This is a genomic window from Terrabacter sp. Soil810 (genome assembly GCF_001429645.1).
In the GTDB taxonomy this organism is placed as follows: Bacteria; Actinomycetota; Actinomycetes; order Actinomycetales; family Dermatophilaceae; genus Terrabacter.
The window spans coordinates 400,218-418,230 of the sequence record NZ_LMSW01000001.1; the positions used below are offsets into that span (position 1 = coordinate 400,218).

Consider the following 18,013-nt stretch of genomic DNA (forward strand, 5'->3'; position numbering starts at 1 on the left):
CGTGAACCTGAACCCCGTCTACGTCGCTGCAGGCCTCTTCGCCATCGGCGTGCTCGTCGCGGTGCTCAGTCTCGGCTTCAGCAGCGGCGAACCCCGCGGCGTGGCCAAGTCCCTCATGCTCATCGACCAGTCGGTCGACCGACGCGAGGTGGTCACGACCGACCTTGCGGCGAAGGACCGGCTGGTCGCACCGTTCCTCGAGCGCACCAAGGGTCTGGCCCGTGTTCTCTCGCCGGGAGGCACCGACGACCGCTACTCGAAGCTGCTCGACCAGGCCGGCAATCCTGAGGGCTGGACGGTGGAACGCATCCTCGGTCTAAAGGGCGCCGGACTGCTGCTCGGCATCCTCCTCGGCGCGCTCTACGGCAAGTTCCAGATGCCGAATGCCCTCCTCTTCGCCGTGATCGGCGGCGCGGCCCTCTTCTTCCTGCCCGACCTGCTCATCAAGAACGTCGCGCTCCGCCGACAGGAGCAGACGAGCAAGAGCCTCGCCGATGCGCTCGACATGCTCAGCGTCTGCGTCGAGGCCGGACAGGGCTTCGACGCCGCGCTGCTCCAGGTCGCGCGCAACGTCGACGGCCCGATCGCGGGTGAGTTCGCCCGAGTGCTGTCCGAGATCCAGATCGGCAAGTCGCGCGGTGAGGCGTTCTCCTCGATGGGCGAACGCGTCACGCTGCCCGAGGTGAGGAACTTCATCACGGCCCTGGTCCAGGCGGACCGCCTCGGACTTCCCATCGCCGCCGTGCTGCGTGAGCAGACCGTCAACATGCGCCTCGTCCGTCGTCAGAAGGCGGAGGAGAAGGCGCAGAAGGTCACCATCAAGATCCTCTTCCCGCTGATGTTCTGCATCCTGCCGGCCCTCTTCATCGTCATCATCGGCCCCGGTGGCATCCGCATGATGCAGGCCTTCGGGGGCTGACTCCTTCCGTGGCCGTCGTCGCGGACGCGGAGGCCAAGGCCGCGCAGACCCCGGGCACCAGCCCCCCGGCTGCGCGAATCGGTTGGATCATGCCGCCGCTCGTCCTGGCCCTCTACGCCCTGAAGCCGCTCGGTCCGATCAAGGATCCCGACGCCTTCTGGCACATCGTTGCCGGTGAACACCTACTGGGGACAGGGCAGTTCGTTCTCGAGGACCCGCTCGGTGCAGCGACGGAGAAGATCTGGATCCTTAACCAGTGGCTGCCCGAGGTGCTCATGCACTGGGCGCACACGGCATACGGCCTCCCCGGAGTGGCGTGGCTGCTCTGCCTGACGTCGTTACTCGTCGGGCTCTCGGTGTATGCCGCCTGCCGACGCCGGTCGTCGGCGTTGGTCACGGCACTCGTGCTCGCGGTCGCCTTCGTCGCCCTGAGCGGCAGCCTGTCGCCGCGGCCCCAGCTCGTGACGTTCGCGCTCGCTGCAATCACGACCAGCACGTGGCTGCTGACGCGCGAGGACGGGCGCGCCCGCTGGTGGCTCGTGCCGCTCACGTGGCTCTGGGCGTGCAGCCACGGAATGTGGTTCGTCGGTCCGGTCATCGGTGGCGTCGTCGTCGTCGGCATGCTCCTCGAGCGACGGGTGACGCTGCGCCACGCGGCTCGTCTGGCCGTGGTGCCTGCGCTCTCCGTTGCCGTCGCGGCTCTGACACCCGTGGGGCCGCGCCTGTTCAGCTCGCCCTTCCAGGTGAGCGGCGTGACCGCGATGATCAGCGAGTGGCAGCCGCCGGGCCTGACGGATCCGGGCCTGGTCGCGGCGCTCCTGCTCGTCGCTGTGGTGGTCGTCGACCAGGTGGTGCGTGGCCGTGGTGAGTGGACCGTCGCGCTCCTCACGGTCCTAGCCCTCGCGCTCGCCGTCACGTGGTCGCGGACGACGGGGCTCGCCGCGGTCGTGCTGGCGCCGCTGGCGGCCCTGGCGATTCAGCGACTGACCCGGCAGCAGGTCTCAGGCGTGCCACGGCGCGAGCGGGTGGCGGTCCTGGTGTCGGGGGCCGTCAGCCTCGTGCTGGCCGGTGCGCTCGCCCCCGCGGCCGCGGCATCTCCCGGGATCGGGCCGAACGGGCTCGACGCCGCGCTCGCCCGACTGCCGGCCGGCACCGTCGTGTGCAACGACCAGGCGGACGGTGGATGGCTTATGCTCCAGCACCCCGGCCTGCGCGCGACGATGGACACGCGCGTCGAGCTCTACAGCGTGGAGCGCATCAGGGCCTACCTCGGATTCATCGCAGCCGAGCCCGGGTGGCAGTCCTATCCCGAGCAGGTTGGATGCACGTATGCCGCCCTCCCGGCCGACGCCGCGGTCGTCTCCGCGATGCGCGCCACCGGTGTCTGGCAGCTGGTCGAGCAGGCCGGCGGCTACGCGTTGCTGAGGTCTCGGGGATGATGGGCGACGGTCGGGCTGACCTCCACGGAGACGAGGACGTCGTCCCTGCGGCGGAGGAGGCGGATCCGAGCCGCGGTGCCGGTGCCGGGGAGCGACCGCTCGCGGACGTGGGCCGGACGGCGCTGTGGATCGCGCTGCTGCCGACGCTCTGGATCCTCTTCGGCAGCCGCCTGGCGTCCTTCGGCACGGACTCCGCCCACGCGTACTGGAACGTCTGGAGGGTCGGCCCGTACACGCTGCCTCCAGGGTCTCCGGACGCCTTCAACTACACCCCGGCCTTCGCACAGGTCATCTTCCCGTTGACGCTCCTGCCGTGGCCCGTATTCCTCACGGTGTGGTCGGTGCTGCTCGGATCGGCCCTGGTCTGGCTCCTGTGGCCGCTGTCGCCACGGTGGCGCTGGCTCGTGCTGGCCTACGTCGCGCCGCCTGCCCTGCTCATCGGCAACATCGAGGCGTTCCTCGCCGTAGCCGCTGTGATCGGCATGCGGCATCCGGCTGCCTGGGCGTTCCCTTTGCTGACGAAGGTGACCCCGGGGCTGGGGCCGGTGTGGTTCGCCGCCCGGCGCGAGTGGCGCCAGGCAGCAGCTGCCGTGCTCGGTACCGCTGCCGTGGTCGCGGTGTCCTTCGCCATCTCGCCCGAGCTCTGGCGGCAGTGGTGGGACTTCATCGTCGACGCGCCGACGCCCCCCACGCAGGCGGGCTACCCGCCACTCGCCCTGCGGCTGGGTGTCGCGGTCGTCGTGGTCGTGTGGGCAGCCCTGAGAGGTCGGCGAGGGGCCATCGCGGTGGCGATGGTGCTCGCCATGCCGCTGTGGTCGAGCGGCATCCTGGTCCTGCTGACGGCTCTCCCGAGACTGCGATCCGGCGATTCGACGGCCGGCCGTCGGAAGGACTGACAGTCCGTTTTGACATGGCTTGTCTGCATTTGAATTGGCTTTGACCCCAGTCGTTTTCGCGTTTCCGTGAGGGCTCGGTGGCGGTCGGGCACTCTTGCCCCATGGCACCGAGGGGGAGCGTCGAGACGGCTCCCGTCGGCTTGCGTCTGGACGACCGCGACAACGCGCTCAACGCCATCCGCCTGCTGCTCGCGGTCTTCGTCGTCGTCGACCACTCCTACAAGGCCGCCACCGGTGTGCCCGGTCCCTGGGCCCACATGGGCGACTTCGCGGTCGAGGGCTTCTTTGCGATCTCCGGCTACCTCATCGCCGGCAGCCGGGGTCGGATGGCGATGCGGCCCTTCCTCTGGCGCAGGGGCCTGAGGCTCATGCCCGCCTACTGGGCCCTCCTGCTCTTCACCGCGTTCGTCGTCGCGCCGCTGTCGACCTTGCTGACGCGCAGCACCTATGACTGGGCGAGTGGCGCCGGCTACGTGGTGCACAACTCGTTGCTCTTCACGACGCAGATGGGCATCGGCGGCACGCCCAGTGGAGTCCCCTACTCCGGCCTCTGGAACGCTTCGACGTGGAGCCTCCCCTTCGAGGCGGCCGCCTACGTCATGTTCGGGCTGCTTCTCGCCATGCCGGGCTTCGGCCGGCGCGCGGCAGCAGCCGTGTGCGCAGCGCTGACGGTCGCCTCCGTCGTTGTGAGCGCGGCCGGTGGTGGACCTGGTGTCTCCCTCGATCTGACCCGCCTCTGGACGTTCTTCGCGGCGGGGGTGTTGCTCTGGTTCCTCCGTGAGCGGCTACCAATGTCCAAGGTGGCCGGTGCAGCAGCCGGGGGCGTCGTGGTAGCGACACTCCTCCTCGACCGATCCCTCTACCTCGCGATCGCCCCGGTGCCGGTGACGTTCCTCCTACTGTGGCTCGGCGCCCGACTGCCCGTCAGGATCGGCGCACGGAACGACATCTCGTACGGCGTCTACCTCTTCGCGTTCCCGCTCCAGCAGCTGATGGCCGTCGGCAGGGTGCCGGAGGCCGTCGGACTTGAATGGTTCGCCGTGATCTCGGTCGCCGTGACGGTACCCGTCGCCTGGGCGTCCTGGCTGATCGTCGAACGGCCGTCGATGCGGCTGCGTCGACTCGTCCCGGCCTCCGGCCCTCCCTCACCCGTCGGCCCCGTCGAGGCCGTCGCCCCCGCCCAGTAGCTCGGCTCCGGTCTCGCCGGAGCCGAGCTACTGGGCGGGAGAAACGGCCGATGTCGGGACGACGGGGACGGCATACGCCCGGCCCAGTTGTGGTTCCTGCTCGGCCTCCTACCATGCGGCGGCGGCTCTGCCGCGGAGTCGACTGCCGTGGCCGTCAAGGTGTCCGAAATGACTCTCGACGCAACACCGCGACGGCCTTCACAATGGCACGAACAGGGTGGACGGGTTCGTGGCGGATCGCGTGGTCAGGGAGGACCAACGGGCTGCCACGGGCTGACGGAACGGCAGGGTGTGCTGCAGAGAGGGGAGTACACCGTGCGCCGTCGGGAGGGCCTCGACGTCGACCTGCACCCTCCAGCACCCTGAGGGCGGGTCAGTCGCGCGGGCGCTTCCCATATGGCTTGGACGGCGCCGAGCGGCTGCCCCGCTCCTGCGACTCGCTCAGCTCGATGAGCTGGCCCGAGATGCGGGTGGAGCGCAGCTTGTCCCACGTGCCCGGCGGCAGGGTCGCCGGCAGCTCGACGAGGGAGTGGTCGGCGCGGATGTCGATGTGCCCGAAGTCCTGCCGCCCGAGGCCGCCCTCGTTGGCGAGGGCGCCGACGATCTGTCGCGGCTCGACCTTGTGGCGGCGTCCCACGGCGATCCGGTACGTCGCCATCGGGCCCGACGCGCCACGCCGCGGTCCACGGTCAGCCCGGTCGTTGCGGTCGTTGCGAACCGGCCGGCCGCCGCGGTCACCGCGGTCGTCACGCCGGTCACGCGGGCCGCGGTCGTCGAACGTCCGGGCGGGGCGGATCGGCTCCGGGTCGAGGAGCATCGGCTCGTCGCCCTGGAGCACGACGGCCAGGGCCGCCGCCACGTCGGCCTCTGGCACGTTGTGCTCGCTGACGTAGTGGGCGATGACGTCGCGGAAGAAGTCGACCTTGTCGGTCGAGAGCGCCTCGGTGATGGCATCGTCGAAACGGGTCAGGCGCGTCGCGTTGATGTCGTCGACCGTCGGCAGGTTCATCGGGACGAGCGACTGGCGCGTCGCCTTCTCGATGGCCTTGAGCAGGTGGCGCTCGCGGGGCGTGACGAACGAGATCGCGTCTCCGCTGCGGCCCGCGCGCCCGGTGCGGCCGATGCGGTGGACGTAGGACTCCGTGTCGGTGGGGATGTCGTGGTTGACGACGTGGCTGATGCGGTCGACGTCGAGGCCACGGGCCGCGACGTCGGTCGCGACGAGGATGTCGAGCTTGCCCGACTTCAGCTGGTCGACGGTGCGCTCGCGCTGGTTCTGCGCGATGTCGCCGTTGATGGCCATCGCCGAGAAGCCGCGCGCCCGAAGCTTCTCCGCGAGCGTCTCGGTCTCGTTCTTGGTGCGGACGAAGACGATCATCCCCTCGAAGTTCTCGACCTCGAGGATGCGGGTCAGGGCGTCGACCTTCTGCGGATAGCTCACGGTCAGGTAGCGCTGCGTGATGTTCGGTGCCGTCGACGTCGTCGACTTCACCGTGATCTCGACGGGGTCGTGGAGGTACTTCTTTGAGATGCGACGGATCTGCGCGGGCATCGTCGCCGAGAAGAGCGCCACGTGCTTGTCGTCGGGGGTGTCGGCAAGGATCGTCTCGACGTCCTCGGCGAAGCCCATCTTGAGCATCTCGTCGGCCTCGTCGAGGACGAGGAAGCGCAGCTCGCTCAGGTCCAGCGTGCCCTTCTCGAGGTGGTCCATGATGCGGCCCGGTGTGCCGACGACGATGTGCACGCCACGGCGCAGCGCGCTCAGCTGCACGCCGTAGGCCTGCCCGCCGTAGACGGGCAGCACGTGAACGCCCTTGAGGTGGGCGGCATACCGCTCGAACGCCTCGCAGACCTGGAGCGCGAGCTCACGCGTCGGCGCGAGGACCAGCGCCTGCGGCTTCTTCTGCCCGAGGTCGAGCCGGCTGAGGATCGGCAGTGCGAAGGCCGCCGTCTTGCCGGTGCCCGTCTGGGCCAGGCCCACGACGTGGCGTCCGTCGAGCAGGGCCGGGATCGTCGCCTCCTGGATCGGCGACGGGAACTCGTAGCCCACGTCACGCAGCGCCTTGAGCACCTTGTCGTCGAGACCCAGGTCGGCGAACGAGATCCTGTCGGGTTCCGGCTGGACGTCCGAGGTGACCTCGGGCGCGGCCTCCGCGACCTGCGGCCCGTCCTCGGACGACTCGTTGACGGGGGACTCCACACTCGGCTCGCTCACCACTCGACGGTAGTGCGTCCGAGCGCTCGCGGAAACCAGCACGCCCAGGACTGGCGCCGCCAGCGGTGATCGCGCTCTGCTGTCAGACACGACTCGGCGGCGCGACCTTCCTCGTCGAGGCCTTCTTGGCCGGCGCCTTCTTCGATGCGGCCTGCGTGACTGCGCCACCACCGGTGGAAGGAGTCTCCCGCTTGGGCAGCGGCGCAAGACTCACCCGTCCACCGGTCCGCGTCACGGTGAATAGTCCGATGACCTCCGCGAGCTCGCTGAGCTTCGCGTATCCGTAGCGACGAGAGTCGAAGTCCGGGGTCTGCTTGACCAGGAGGGAGCCGACGAGCGCGAGGTCGGCCACACCGCTCTCACCCCCTGCAGCCTGCACCGCTGCCCGGAGCTGGCGCACGAGCGTCGTGTCCTGACGGAGCTCGGCGCCAGTCCGGCGGCTGGGCGGAAGGGCCTCCGGATCCGACGGCGTGCGGAAGACGCTCACGTGGATGAACTGGTCGCAGGCGGTCACGAACGCCCGAGGGGTCTTCTCCTCGCCGAAGCCGATGACCCGCTTGCCGGCTTCACGGATTCGAGACGCGAGGCGGGTGAAGTCGCTGTCGCTGGAGACGAGGCAGAACCCGTCGAAGGTCCCCGTGTGGAGGAGGTCCATGGCGTCGATGATCATCGCGCTGTCTGTGGCGTTCTTCCCCGTCGTGTAGGCGAACTGCTGCATCGGCTGGATGGAGTGCGCCAGCAGCGTGTCCTTCCACTTGCCGAGTTGCGGTGTCGTCCAGTCGCCGTAGACCCGCTTCACACTGGCCACGCCGAACGTCGACACCTCCGCAAGCAGCTGCTCGATGATGGAGGCGTCGGCGTTGTCCGCATCGATCAGGACGGCGAAGTGGGCATTGCCCTCGGCAGTCGTCATGGACCCATCCTGTCGGCGTGTCCGTGGTCGTGGTGGGTTCCGGCTTCGGTCGGTCGCCGGTCAACGGCATACGCAATGACAGGAGAGGCGTTCGGGCCCGCTGCTCGCTGTGCCCTCCGTCAGTCCGACGGGAAGAGCTCGTCGGCGATGCTCCGGAGCGCCTGGGTCGACCCGGTCGCCGGGGCCTCGAGGCCACGGGTCCGCCCACCCGCCGGTGAGCTCTCGTCGCCCCCGCCGCCACCGGAGTCCGCCTCGGTGAGGGAGTGCACGGCTCTCGCGAGGATGTGGCCCTTGGTCTGGGCAGCTTCGGCGCGCGAACGCTCTTGTGCCGCAGTGTCCTTCGCCGAGTCGGCACGGTTCTTCTCCAGCGTGGCGACCTGCTTGGCCTCGTCGGCGTGCTTCTGGGCCTCCTTGGCCTCCCCGCGGTGGACCTCTCGGCCGAAGAGCCAGCCGACGGCGGTGAATGCGAGGGCCTCCACACCGAGCAGCACGTAGACCGACCTGCTCCAGTCGGTCTCGGGCAGTGCGTCATCAGCGCGGACGAAGGCGAGCAGCACGAAGCCGATGTAGGCCGCGACGATCGCCATGGCGGCGAAGAAGAGCCAGCGCCAGCTCGCGCCGCTCGCCGAGGCGCTTTCCAGCGGCGTGGGCGCCGGGGTGGTCGGAGGCGTCGGGCTCGGCTCGTCGGGCGGCTGTCCCGGGCCGGGCGGTGGGTCGGGCTTGGGCTCGGGCCTGGGCTCGGGCCTGGGCTTCGTGGGCATGTCGTCCCCCTCGTGTCGTACCGGTCAGCCGTCGGCGTTGTCGTCGAACGACGGGCGGTCGGCCTCGTCCTGCCAGGACGTCGTCAGCGACTCGCGCGGGTCGACGTCATCGGGCGGGGCCTTGACGGGCACCGCGTCGAGGAAATGCGTCATGGCGCATCCTCATCCGGCCCGCGCAGCTGTGTGCCCATCACAACCGCCTTCCCATACCTGGCGCCCAACCAGTCAAGCACCGGGCGCAGCTCCCTTCAGGGCGAATGCCCGAAACCGCTGCGCCGTCATGGAAGTCCGCGCTCTCCCGTGACGGTGGCGGACGGCATACGGCCGGTTGGTTCGGTGCCCTTGTGAGACGGAGCGCACCGCGTCGCGTCTGATACAGCGGCGGACGGCCTGGGGTGTCACCCGGGACCGACGGCGAGACGGCATACGCCCTCGATGCATGACGACGGGGGCCGCCCGTGGTGGGCGGCCCCCGTCGGGGAGTGCGGGTGCTGGGATCAGGCGGAGGCGGCCACGGGCTCGTCGACCCTGGCGGCCAGCGCGTCGAGGAGCGCACCGAGCTCGGTGCGGCGCTCGTCGGTGACGTCGAGCTCACCGGCGGGGGAGACGTCCTGGGTGAAGACGAGTCCCGTCGAGCCGACGACGTCGGCCTTGACGTGGCCGAGCACCTTGGTGAGGTCGGCGGTGGCGTCGCTCGCGCCGCTCCAGCCGTAGCCGACGAGCGCGATGGGCTTGGCGTCCCACTCGGCGAAGAGGTAGTCGATGGCGTTCTTGATCGGGGCCGGGAAGCTGCGGTTGTACTGCGGCGTCACGACGACGATGGCGTCGGACTCGAAGACCTTGGAGGCCCAGTCCTTCGTGTGCGGCTTGGCGTAGTTGCCGTTGCGAGGCATGTCCTCCTCGTCGAAGAACGGCAGCGACGACAGGTCGAGCAGCTCGACCTCCCACTCGGTCGCGGGCGCCTGGGCGGCGACCCACTCGGCGACCTTCGGGCCGATACGGCCGGGGCGGGTGGAGGACACGACGATACGAAGTTGCTTCACGGTTCAACCAACTATCACAGTGGGCTGGGCATTCCGTGAGGGCCCGTGCTCGGCCTGTGGCTCGGGTCACACCCAGATGGCGTATGCCGGTCCGTCCGTCCGTCCGTCCATCCGTGGGTCAGCGAGGCGGGAAGAGGCGGTCGGCGAGCGCGACGAGGTGGTCGGGAACCGCGTCCACGGCCGGTCCGGCGCTTGTCGAGCCGGCCGGAGGCAGCGAGCGCGTCCCGTCGTCGGCCGGCGACAGCTCGTCGCCGCCTTCCGCATCCCGGCCGGTAGGAGCGCCGGCGCCGCTGGGACCGGCCTGTGCCCGTGCGAGGTTCGCCACGCGTATGCCTTCGGCGAGCTCGCGGCCGCGTGACTCCGCGTCCTGCCCGCGCAGCAGGGCGGCCGTCTTCTCCTCGCGCACCTGCTCGGTGGTCGCCTGCGCCGACGTGGCGGTCTCCTGGGCCTGCTCCTTGTCCTTCTTCGCACTCTCGGCCTCGCTGCGGTGCACCTCACGGCCGAAGAGCCACCCGATGGCGGTGAACGCGATCGCCTCGACACCGTGGAGCACGAACGTCAGCCGCGTCCACGCGTCGGCGGTCAGGTCGCTGTCATCGGCCCGCACCCACGCCGCGACGGACAGCGACACGTAGACGACGGTGACGAGGGCCGCCACGACGAAGAGCGCCAGCCACGGGACGCCGTTGCCCTTGGCGGTTTGGGGGTTCTTCCCGGTGGTGTCGGTGGTGCTCATGGCGCGCTCCCCTCGCTGGAGCCCTCGTCGTAGTCGTACGAGGGCTGGTCGGCCTCACGCTGCCAGTACGTCGAAAGCGACTCCTTGAGCTCATCATCGCCAGGGCTGGTGCGCAGCGCGTCGGCGATGGTCGATCCGTAGGAGTTGGACGTGCCGGGCGGCTCGCTGTTGACGAGGTCCGCGGGTGTCGGTGGGGCCGGGTCGGGTTCGGCAGTTGGACCCGCGGACACCGCCTGGGCGGGAGGCTGGCCTTCGGCGCCGGGCTCTTCGGTGACGGGCTCTTCGGCAACGGGATCGGCGGGTGAAGGCCCGGTCCCAAGAGGGATCGACCGCGTGCCTGTCGCTGTCTCGGCCAGGACCGACCTCGTGGTGCTCGGCAGGTCGCGTGCGGTCGCGCCGAGCGCGTCCACACCCAAGGTGTCGGCGGCCGCGATGAGCAGTGAGGGCAGTTGCGAGCCGAGCTCGGCAGCCAGCTCGCGCAGCAGTCCCGGATGCCGCGTGACCTCTTGCGTGGTGAGCGCCGTGATCTCCTTGACGAGCATCGATCGCAGTTCCGCGTCCCGCTCGGGGTCGGGCCAGGGAGGCAGCGCGGCGACGGCCTCCCGGGTCAAGGTGCGGCGCAGCCCTTCGAACCGGCGCGTCACACGCAGTGCCCCCGCGGCTGCCGTCAGCGCCTCCGCCGGCGCTCCGAAGTCGACGGCCGCATCGCGAGCGTCGAGATAGTGCCGGCGCGCGATGGCAAACCCCGAGCCAGGATCATCGGTGTCGGCGCCGTCCTCCGCCACGCGGGCGGCCAGGATGCCGAGGTGCACTGCCTCGAGGCTGAGCCCGCGGCCGGCATCGACGATGCCCTGCTCTGCCACGGCGAGGGCCTCGGCATCGTCGCCCTGAGCGGCGAGGGCTTCGACGACAAGACGGGTGATCGTCGGATCGGACGGCTCGAGCCTGCGGCCGCGCAGGATCTCCAGCGCGAGGGCCGGCTGTCCGGCGTCGAGCTGCGCCTGCGCTTGGTACGTCGCCTGCCGGACCCACGCGATCCGATCGGCCGCGGCCAGGTCCGCGGGGTCCGCGTCGACCATGAGCTTCCCGGCGAGGTAGACGCGTCCGTCCGGCGGGTACTCGGTCCACGCGTCCGAGAGGAACGGCGCCGCGGAGTCCACCCAGTACCGGTCGAGGGTCGTCGACGGCTCACCGAGCATGAGTCGGTGGTAGAGGTGCTCGACCTTGTCGTCGAACTCCGGCCGTGTCGCGTAGTACGCGACGGCGCGCTCATGGATCTCGCGCACCCGGGCTGGAGCCTCCGTCTCGAGCAGCGGCAGCATCTCGCGGCGTACGTCGGCGCGGTGGACGAGCACCCCGGGCCGGGCCTCGGTGACCAGCGAGACCTCGCGGCGCAGGGTGTCGAAGAGCCGCTCGGCCTTCTTCGGCGTCAGGCGCGCCAGCCCGCACGGCTCGGCCAGGACCTCGAGGATGACATCGCTCGTGATCTTGCGGACGACGAGGCCCGGGTTGGCGAGTGGCCGCACCGAACGGTCGACGCGGTCGAGGATGCGACGGTAGAGCACACCCTGCACCTGCTCATCGCGCAGGTCGAACAGGAGCCGATTGCGCCCGCGGCTCGTCGAGAGGCTCGCCGCACCTTCCCTTCGGGTGAGGTCCGCGGCGAGGCGCAGGCTCAGCGGGTTGCCCGACACGTTCGAGGCCACCGTGTCGACGAGGTCGTCCGGCACTGCCATGCCGCGCAGCGCGTTGCGAAGCAGCGCCCGCGCCTGGGCGGGGTCGAGCCCCTCGAGCGGGACGTTGTGCGCCTTCATCCCGGCAACGGGGGCCCGCCCGGCGATGACGAAGCGCAGGGACGGCATCCGCGACTGCATGCGCCCCAGGGCGGCGCCCAGCTGGCCGAGGAACGAGCCCCGGCGGCGCTGTGCCATCTCGAAGGTGTCGAGCAGCACGAGGATCGGCGCGCCACCGGTCGTTTCGTTGACGACCTTGGCGAACTGCTCGGCGAGCACGGCCTGGTCGGCCCGGTTGCGCGCGGCGTCACGGCTCGACCGCCCGCGGGCCAAGGAGTGCTCGTGCGCCAACCTCAGCTGCGCCGTCAGCACCTCGTCGATCGCGGCCCGCACCGGAGTCAGCGGCTGGACGAGCATCGGTGCCTGGAGCGAGAGCTGTCGGCACGCCTCCGCGACGAGCGTCAGCGGGAACTGCGCGTCGAGCTCACCCCGGTCGAACGTGAGGTATGTGAAGAGCAAGGGGTCGCCGGTGCGCTCGACGTGCTCGAGCACGAAGTGCGCGAGCAGCGTCGACTTGCCCACGCCGCCAGGGCCGTGAAGCGCGAGAGGCCTCGTCGGCGGGGGCCCGTGCAGGTACGTCTGGAGCAGCTTCAGCTCGCGCTCGCGCCCGACGAAGTCGTCGGTCGACACGGCTCGTAATGGGGCGAGGACGTTGGCGAGGTCGAGCTCGCACCCCACGTCGTGCTCGCTCGGCAGGGAGATCCCCATCCCGGAGAGCCAGTCCAGGGCCCGGAGTGTGCCGGCCAGCTCAGTGGGCGAGAGACCGCGCAGCGCGGTCGAGCCCTCGAGCAGGCGGTGAGCCATGCGGTGAGCGACGTCGTCGCGAGCCGGCTTGACGGCATACGGGCTCGACAGGAGGGCGAGCGCCCCTGTTCGCCCCAAGGACTCAAGCGTCATCCGTCGCACGTCGAGGCGCAGCTGCCACGCCGACCCGCGTCGGGTGGCCACCACGTCGCAGTCCTCACGGACGAACGCGTCGAGCTCGTCGTGGTTGGCGCCATGGCTGGTCCGGTTCGGTGCGTTCGAGCCGGACGGGAGGTCGTCGGGGTGAAACATGCCCCGCACCGCGCGCACGGCCGAGTCCCACAGGGAGCTCGTAGGCGCCCTCCGGGTCGGGGGCGGAGAGGCCTCGCGGCCGTCGCCGTCGAGGTCCTCGAGAGAGAAGTAGTCGAGCAGGCACACGTGCTCACGCCAGTGCCGGCGCTGTGGGCTGAGCGGCCGAACGACATCCGGTGTCTCTGTCGCCGCCGCCTCATGGGCTGCCTGCGCCTCGCGTGACTCGAGGGCGTCCAGCCGCGCCGCCATGTCCTCGGCGGTGATGATCGGCGGTTGCCTGCGCTCGGCTTCGTCGCTGGTCACGGCTCGTCCCGGAAGAGCGTCAGCGCGCGCTGTCGGGCCAGGGGGCCGAGCCGGCTGATCGGGGTCGTGGCGAGAGGCCCGTGCCTCGCGTCGAAACGGTCGACGAGCTGATCGAGAGCCGCGTCTGCAGGCTGAGTTCCCTGCAGTGCCAAGGCTGCCCGCGCGAAGAACTCCTTGACCTCATCGCGCGTCGGGGCGGCCAGCGCCTCGCACAGTGCCGCTGCGGTCAGCGCCGGGTTGCCGTTGTAGCCGAGCACGATGACATGCACCGGGCCGAGCTCACCGTTGGCGGCGGCCTGGGCGAGCTCGTTGACGAGCTGGATCGCGCCGGCTGTGGCGGTCTTCGGCGTGAAGCCGTCGAGCACGAGCCAGATCGGACGGGTCGACTCCTCGAGCTCCCCGCTCAGCCACGTGCGCATCCGGCTCACGACAGCCTCGGGCTGGGCCGTCGGGTCGAATGTCGGTGGCTCCTTGCCGAGCAGGGCGTCGGCAACGAGCGTGGCCAGCTCGCGTTCGTCGACAGGCAGGCCGGCGCGCAGCGACATGTCGATCGGGCGCAGCTGCATCGAGCCGCCGTTCTCCTTGAGGTACCGAAGGAACTGGCGCGTCCACGTCTTGCCGGAGCCCTCGTTGCCGATGACGAGCAGCGAGCGGTGCGGGGCCGGGGGCACCATGAGCTTGAGGCTCTCCCGGAGGGAGTCACGACCGATGAACGGCATGTCCTTCCACAGCAGGCCCTCGTCGTAGACGTCGGCAGCCACGGCGTTGACGGCTGCGGCCACGGCGGCGACCGCTGCTGCGGCGGTGGGCCCAGTGCCGGGTGGGGGTGCCTCCGCGGGGATGACGTCCTCGGGCTCTGCGAGGAGCTCGAGCATGAGCGCCTGCGCCTCCGGGTCGGCGCTGTTCGGGTCGGCCTGGATGGCTGCGATGAGCTTGCGCAGCAGCCGCTGCTTGCCCGCCGCGCGGAGCACGTCGAGCCACAGCGGGTCGATGGGGCCACCGACGTCGATCATGCCCGTGGCCACGCCGGCGGTCTGGGTGAAGACCTTGACCGAGTCGGGGCTGTCGAAGGTCACCCGGACGAAGTCGTAGAGCGCCTTCGCGTTCGGGTTGGTGACGTGGAACTCGCCGTCTAGCTGACCCATGGCGTGCCCACCCCCTCCGCCTCGAGACCGGCTACCACCCGGTCGACCCGCCGACCCTGGTTGTAGTACTCGGTGCGACCGGCTCGGGTCGTGCTGACCCAGCGGTGGTGCAGGCCGACGACCCGCCATGACTCGTCGAAGACGGGTGAGCCCGAGGAGCCCCCGGCGGTGTCGGTGCGGTACTGCAGCACGTCGTCCGTGACTGCGGTGACGACGTTGTGCGCCATGCCGATCTTCTTCACCTCACCGTTGGGGTGCTGCACGATGTAGACCCGGTCGAGCACGTCGGGCAGGGGACCCGTTGGGGGCAGGGGGCGTGCGTCGTCGGGGAGCGCGTCGCTCGCGCGTACCACAGCCCAGTCGTGGTCGGCCCGCCCGACGATCGACGCGGGGTCGCACGGCACCACGGTGTGGACGCGCTCGCCGCCGTCGAAGGACTCCTCGTAGCCGAACCACGCCTCGACCGACGAGGCAGGCGCCCCCTTGGCATAGAGGACGTGGTGGTTCGTCAGCAGCATGCCCTTGCCGATGTGGAAGCCAGTGCCGTGGAAACGCCTGCCGCCGTGGACGACGACGAGCTTGCACACCGAGGCTGCCACCTCGAGGCCACGCTCGAGGAACGAGATGTCGAGCAGCGTCGACTCGCTCTCGATGACCCGCTCGAGTCCGCTCTCGTCGGCCGGGTCGACCTTCCAGGCGAGCGCGTCGGAGCCGGCCGCGTCGCTCGTGTCGGTCGAGTCGGTCGGGGTGTCGGCGACCAACGAGTCGAGCAGCGGCCGGATCGCCGCGGCGTTCGGGTCGCGCGCGGCCGTCGAGAGCAGCACGCGCAGCTTGTCCTGCTTGCGGGCGACGGCCAGGGCGTCGGTCCAGACGTAGTCCACTGCCCGGGCCAGGTTGATGCTGCCGGTGCGGACGCCAGCCTGCTGGAGCAGGTCCTTCAGGGCGTCGGCGCTGTCGAAAGCGTTGATCAGCGCCGTTCGCACGTCCTGGACGTCGGACTGCGAGAAGTCGAGGGGATAGGTGTCGAGGGGGTGCGTCATCAGAGCCCTCCGAGGTCGGTCGGAGCACCCCGCGCTCCAGGTCCCCGTCGCGGGGTCACCGTCAGTCATTCCAGTGAAGCACCACGGCGTCGGCGGCACGTCCCGTTTGCGACAACGCGGGACATGCGCCGTGCAACCGGTGCGGTTCGGCCCACGCCGGGCCATACCGGACAGAGGATGCGCGTCGCGTCCGTGATACGTCGTACGCGTCCGTTCCGGAGGTGATCACGACACCCGCGCGCGGGGGGAAGGCGAGGCTGGACGCACGCGCTGCGGGCGTACTGGACCGCCGACGCACAGCGCCCGCCTCACCACGAAGGTGAGGCGGGCGGCATACGTGCTCGGAGCTGTGAGGGGACGTCAGCCCTTCGTCATGCCCGTCTTGATGAGGTCCATGACCGAGCTGTCGGCGAGGGTCGTCACGTCGCCGACCTCGCGGCCCTCGGCCACGTCGCGCAGCAGGCGGCGCATGATCTTGCCGGAGCGGGTCTTGGGCAGCTCGCTGACGATCATGATCGAGCGCGGCTTCGCGATCGGCCCGATCTCCTTGGCCACGTGGTTGCGCAGCTCCTGGACGAGGTCCTTGCCCTCACCGACCTCGTCGGCCTCCTCGACGAACTCCTGGCGCAGGATGACGAACGCGCACACGGCCTGGCCGGTCGTCTCGTCGTTGGCGCCGACGACCGCGGCCTCGGCGACCTTCGGGTGCGACACGAGCGCCGACTCGATCTCGGCCGTCGACAGGCGGTGGCCCGAGACGTTCATGACGTCGTCGACGCGGCCGAGCAGCCAGATGTTGCCGTCGGCGTCGTACTTCGCGCCGTCGCCGGCGAAGTAGTACTTCTCGCCGAACCGCGACCAGTAGGTCTCCTTGTAGCGCTCCGGGTCGCCCCAGATGCCGCGCAGCATCGACGGCCACGGCTTCGTCAGCACGAGGTAGCCGACCTGCTCCGCGGTGGTGAAGGGCTTGCCCTCGTCGTCGAGGATCTCGGCGCTGATGCCGGGGATCGGCTTCTGAGCCGATCCGGGCTCGAGCGTCGTGACGCCGGGCAGCGGGCTGATCATGATCGCGCCCGTCTCGGTCTGCCACCACGTGTCGACGACCGGGGCGCGGCCGCCGCCGATGTGCTTGTGGTACCAGAGCCACGCCTCGGGGTTGATCGGCTCGCCGACCGAGCCGAGCAGGCGCAGCGAGCTCATGTCGAACTTCGCCGGGATGTCGGCGCCCCACTTCATGAAGGTGCGCACCGCGGTCGGGGCGGTGTAGAGGATCGTCACCTTGTAGTCCTGCACGATCTCCCACCAGCGACCCTGGTGCGGGGTGTCGGGCGTGCCTTCGTACATCACCTGCGTGACGCCGTTGGTGAGCGGCCCGTAGACGATGTAGGAGTGGCCGGTGACCCAGCCGATGTCGGCGGTGCACCAGTAGACGTCGGTGTCGCGGTGGACGTCGTGGACGACGGCGTTGGTGTAGGCCGCCTGGGTCAGGTAGCCGCCGGTCGTGTGGAAGATGCCCTTCGGCTTCCCGGTCGTGCCCGAGGTGTAGAGGATGAAGAGCGGGTGCTCGGCCTCGAAGGGCTGCGCCTCGTGCGTCGGGGCGGCCTTCTCGAGAGCCTCGTGCCACCAGACGTCGCGGTCGTTCCACGCGATGTCCTGGCCGGTGCGCCTGACCACGAGCACGTGCTCGACCGACGTGTCGCCGTGGTCGAGGGCGGCGTCGACGGCCGGCTTGAGGGCCGATGGCGCGCCACGGCGGTAGCCACCGTCGGACGTGATGACGACCTTGGCCTTGGCGTCGTCGATGCGCGAGTGGAGCGCCTCGGCGGAGAAGCCGCCGAAGACGACCGAGTGCGGCGCGCCGAGGCGGGCGCAGGCGAGCATCGCGACCGCGGCCTCGGGGATCATCGGCAGGTAGATCGCGACCGTGTCGCCCTTGCCGACACCGAGGTCGGCGAGGGCGTTGGCCGCGCGCTGCACCTCGGCGTACAGGTCGCCGTAGGTGATGTCGCGGGTGTCGCCCGCGGGCTCACCGACGAAGTGGATCGCGACCTTGTCGCCGCGGCCGGCCTCGACGTGGCGGTCGACGGCGTTGACGCACGCGTTGAGCTCGCCGTCGGCGAACCACTTCGCGAAAGGTGGGTTGCTCCAGTCGAGCGACTGCGTGAACGGCGTGCTCCACGTCAGGTAGGTGCGCGCCTGCTCGGCCCAGAAGCCGTCGTGGTCGTCGGCCGCCTGGGCGTAGAGGTCGGCCGTGCCGTTCGCCTGCGCGGCGAACTCGGGCGGCGGTGGGAAGGTCAGTCCCTCATGGACGAGGTTCTCGAGCGGCTCTTCGCTCACGGTGTCACCCTTTCGCATCGACGATGGTGCGGTCGCGCCGCCCGCGCACGTGTCGGCGGGGCGTCGTGGTTGATGCACAACTCAAACGCAGGCTAGTTCGCGCATCAAGGGGCGAGTGAGGCGGGTCTCATCGCTACCGGCGAGTAGCCCGCCGAGCGGTCCCGCTCCGAGGACGAGCGGTCGGACCCCGTGGGCACCCGACGCGAGCGGACGGCATACGCCATCTCACC

Annotated in this window: 14 protein-coding genes; 4 read left to right on the forward strand and 10 right to left on the reverse strand. The window is 70.3% G+C overall.

Going from position 1 to position 18,013, the window contains the following annotated elements; translation table 11 throughout:
• Position 1: 1 nt before the first annotated feature.
• From ASG96_RS01790 to ASG96_RS01805, 4 genes are all read left to right on the forward strand, one after another.
• Positions 2 to 919 (forward strand): type II secretion system F family protein, encoded by a 918-nt coding sequence (locus tag ASG96_RS01790; protein ID WP_057586251.1) that lies wholly within the window; start codon positions 2 to 4, stop codon positions 917 to 919.
• A gap of 8 nt (positions 920 to 927) precedes the next feature.
• Positions 928 to 2,358: a hypothetical protein gene (locus ASG96_RS23545; RefSeq protein ID WP_056760202.1), complete on the forward strand. Its 1,431-nt coding sequence runs from the start codon at positions 928 to 930 to the stop codon at positions 2,356 to 2,358.
• Entirely contained in the window at positions 2,355 to 3,254 is a 900-nt protein-coding gene (locus tag ASG96_RS01800) for a glycosyltransferase 87 family protein (protein ID WP_162262004.1), read from the forward strand. Before ASG96_RS23545 ends, ASG96_RS01800 begins: the two co-directional genes overlap by 4 nt.
• A 101-nt stretch (positions 3,255 to 3,355) precedes the next feature.
• On the forward strand, positions 3,356 to 4,441 hold the full coding sequence (locus tag ASG96_RS01805; protein WP_057586255.1) for an acyltransferase: 1,086 nt from the start codon (positions 3,356 to 3,358) through the stop codon (positions 4,439 to 4,441).
• A gap of 373 nt (positions 4,442 to 4,814) precedes the next feature.
• Here the strand turns inward: ASG96_RS01805 and ASG96_RS01810 are convergent, their stop codons facing one another.
• From ASG96_RS01810 to acs, 10 genes are all read right to left on the reverse strand, one after another.
• Entirely contained in the window at positions 4,815 to 6,656 is a 1,842-nt protein-coding gene (locus ASG96_RS01810; protein WP_369813558.1) for a DEAD/DEAH box helicase, read from the reverse strand.
• Between the two features lie 82 nt (positions 6,657 to 6,738).
• Complete coding sequence (locus ASG96_RS01815; protein WP_082591561.1) at positions 6,739 to 7,569, reverse strand: NYN domain-containing protein; 831 nt, start codon at positions 7,567 to 7,569, stop codon at positions 6,739 to 6,741.
• Positions 7,570 to 7,688: 119 nt separating this feature from the next.
• Entirely contained in the window at positions 7,689 to 8,330 is a 642-nt protein-coding gene (locus tag ASG96_RS01820; RefSeq protein WP_057586257.1) for a hypothetical protein, read from the reverse strand.
• 24 nt (positions 8,331 to 8,354) lie between these two features.
• On the reverse strand, positions 8,355 to 8,483 hold the full coding sequence (locus ASG96_RS24430; protein ID WP_255359533.1) for a hypothetical protein: 129 nt from the start codon (positions 8,481 to 8,483) through the stop codon (positions 8,355 to 8,357).
• 344 nt (positions 8,484 to 8,827) lie between these two features.
• On the reverse strand, positions 8,828 to 9,373 hold the full coding sequence (locus ASG96_RS01825; RefSeq protein WP_235509020.1) for an NADPH-dependent FMN reductase: 546 nt from the start codon (positions 9,371 to 9,373) through the stop codon (positions 8,828 to 8,830).
• Positions 9,374 to 9,491: 118 nt separating this feature from the next.
• Positions 9,492 to 10,109, reverse strand: coding sequence for a hypothetical protein (locus tag ASG96_RS01830; protein ID WP_056760188.1), 618 nt, complete (start codon positions 10,107 to 10,109; stop codon positions 9,492 to 9,494).
• Entirely contained in the window at positions 10,106 to 13,261 is a 3,156-nt protein-coding gene (locus ASG96_RS01835) for an ATP-binding protein (protein ID WP_057586261.1), read from the reverse strand. Before ASG96_RS01835 ends, ASG96_RS01830 begins: the two co-directional genes overlap by 4 nt.
• Positions 13,258 to 14,406 carry a hypothetical protein gene (locus ASG96_RS01840; RefSeq protein WP_056760184.1) on the reverse strand — a complete coding sequence of 383 codons (1,149 nt, stop codon included), beginning with the start codon at positions 14,404 to 14,406 and terminating at the stop codon, positions 13,258 to 13,260. Before ASG96_RS01840 ends, ASG96_RS01835 begins: the two co-directional genes overlap by 4 nt.
• Entirely contained in the window at positions 14,394 to 15,446 is a 1,053-nt protein-coding gene (locus ASG96_RS01845; RefSeq protein WP_057586263.1) for a trypsin-like peptidase domain-containing protein, read from the reverse strand. Before ASG96_RS01845 ends, ASG96_RS01840 begins: the two co-directional genes overlap by 13 nt.
• A 360-nt stretch (positions 15,447 to 15,806) precedes the next feature.
• On the reverse strand, positions 15,807 to 17,801 hold the full coding sequence (gene acs / locus ASG96_RS01850; RefSeq protein ID WP_057586266.1) for an acetate--CoA ligase: 1,995 nt from the start codon (positions 17,799 to 17,801) through the stop codon (positions 15,807 to 15,809).
• Between the last annotated feature and the right edge of the window lie 212 nt (positions 17,802 to 18,013).

Bases quoted from the DNA above. Each gene is read 5' to 3' on its own strand.
- ASG96_RS01800 (WP_162262004.1), top strand. From the start codon at position 2,355: ATGATGGGCGACGGTCGGGCTGACCTCCACGGAGACGAGGACGTCGTC.
- ASG96_RS01805 (WP_057586255.1), top strand. From the start codon at position 3,356: ATGGCACCGAGGGGGAGCGTCGAGACGGCTCCCGTCGGCTTGCGTCTG.
- ASG96_RS01815 (WP_082591561.1), bottom strand. From the start codon at position 7,569: ATGACGACTGCCGAGGGCAATGCCCACTTCGCCGTCCTGATCGATGCG.
- ASG96_RS01820 (WP_057586257.1), bottom strand. From the start codon at position 8,330: ATGCCCACGAAGCCCAGGCCCGAGCCCAGGCCCGAGCCCAAGCCCGAC.
- ASG96_RS24430 (WP_255359533.1), bottom strand. From the start codon at position 8,483: ATGACGCATTTCCTCGACGCGGTGCCCGTCAAGGCCCCGCCCGATGAC.
- ASG96_RS01830 (WP_056760188.1), bottom strand. From the start codon at position 10,109: ATGAGCACCACCGACACCACCGGGAAGAACCCCCAAACCGCCAAGGGC.
- ASG96_RS01840 (WP_056760184.1), bottom strand. From the start codon at position 14,406: ATGGGTCAGCTAGACGGCGAGTTCCACGTCACCAACCCGAACGCGAAG.
- ASG96_RS01845 (WP_057586263.1), bottom strand. From the start codon at position 15,446: ATGACGCACCCCCTCGACACCTATCCCCTCGACTTCTCGCAGTCCGAC.
- acs (WP_057586266.1), bottom strand. From the start codon at position 17,801: ATGCGAAAGGGTGACACCGTGAGCGAAGAGCCGCTCGAGAACCTCGTC.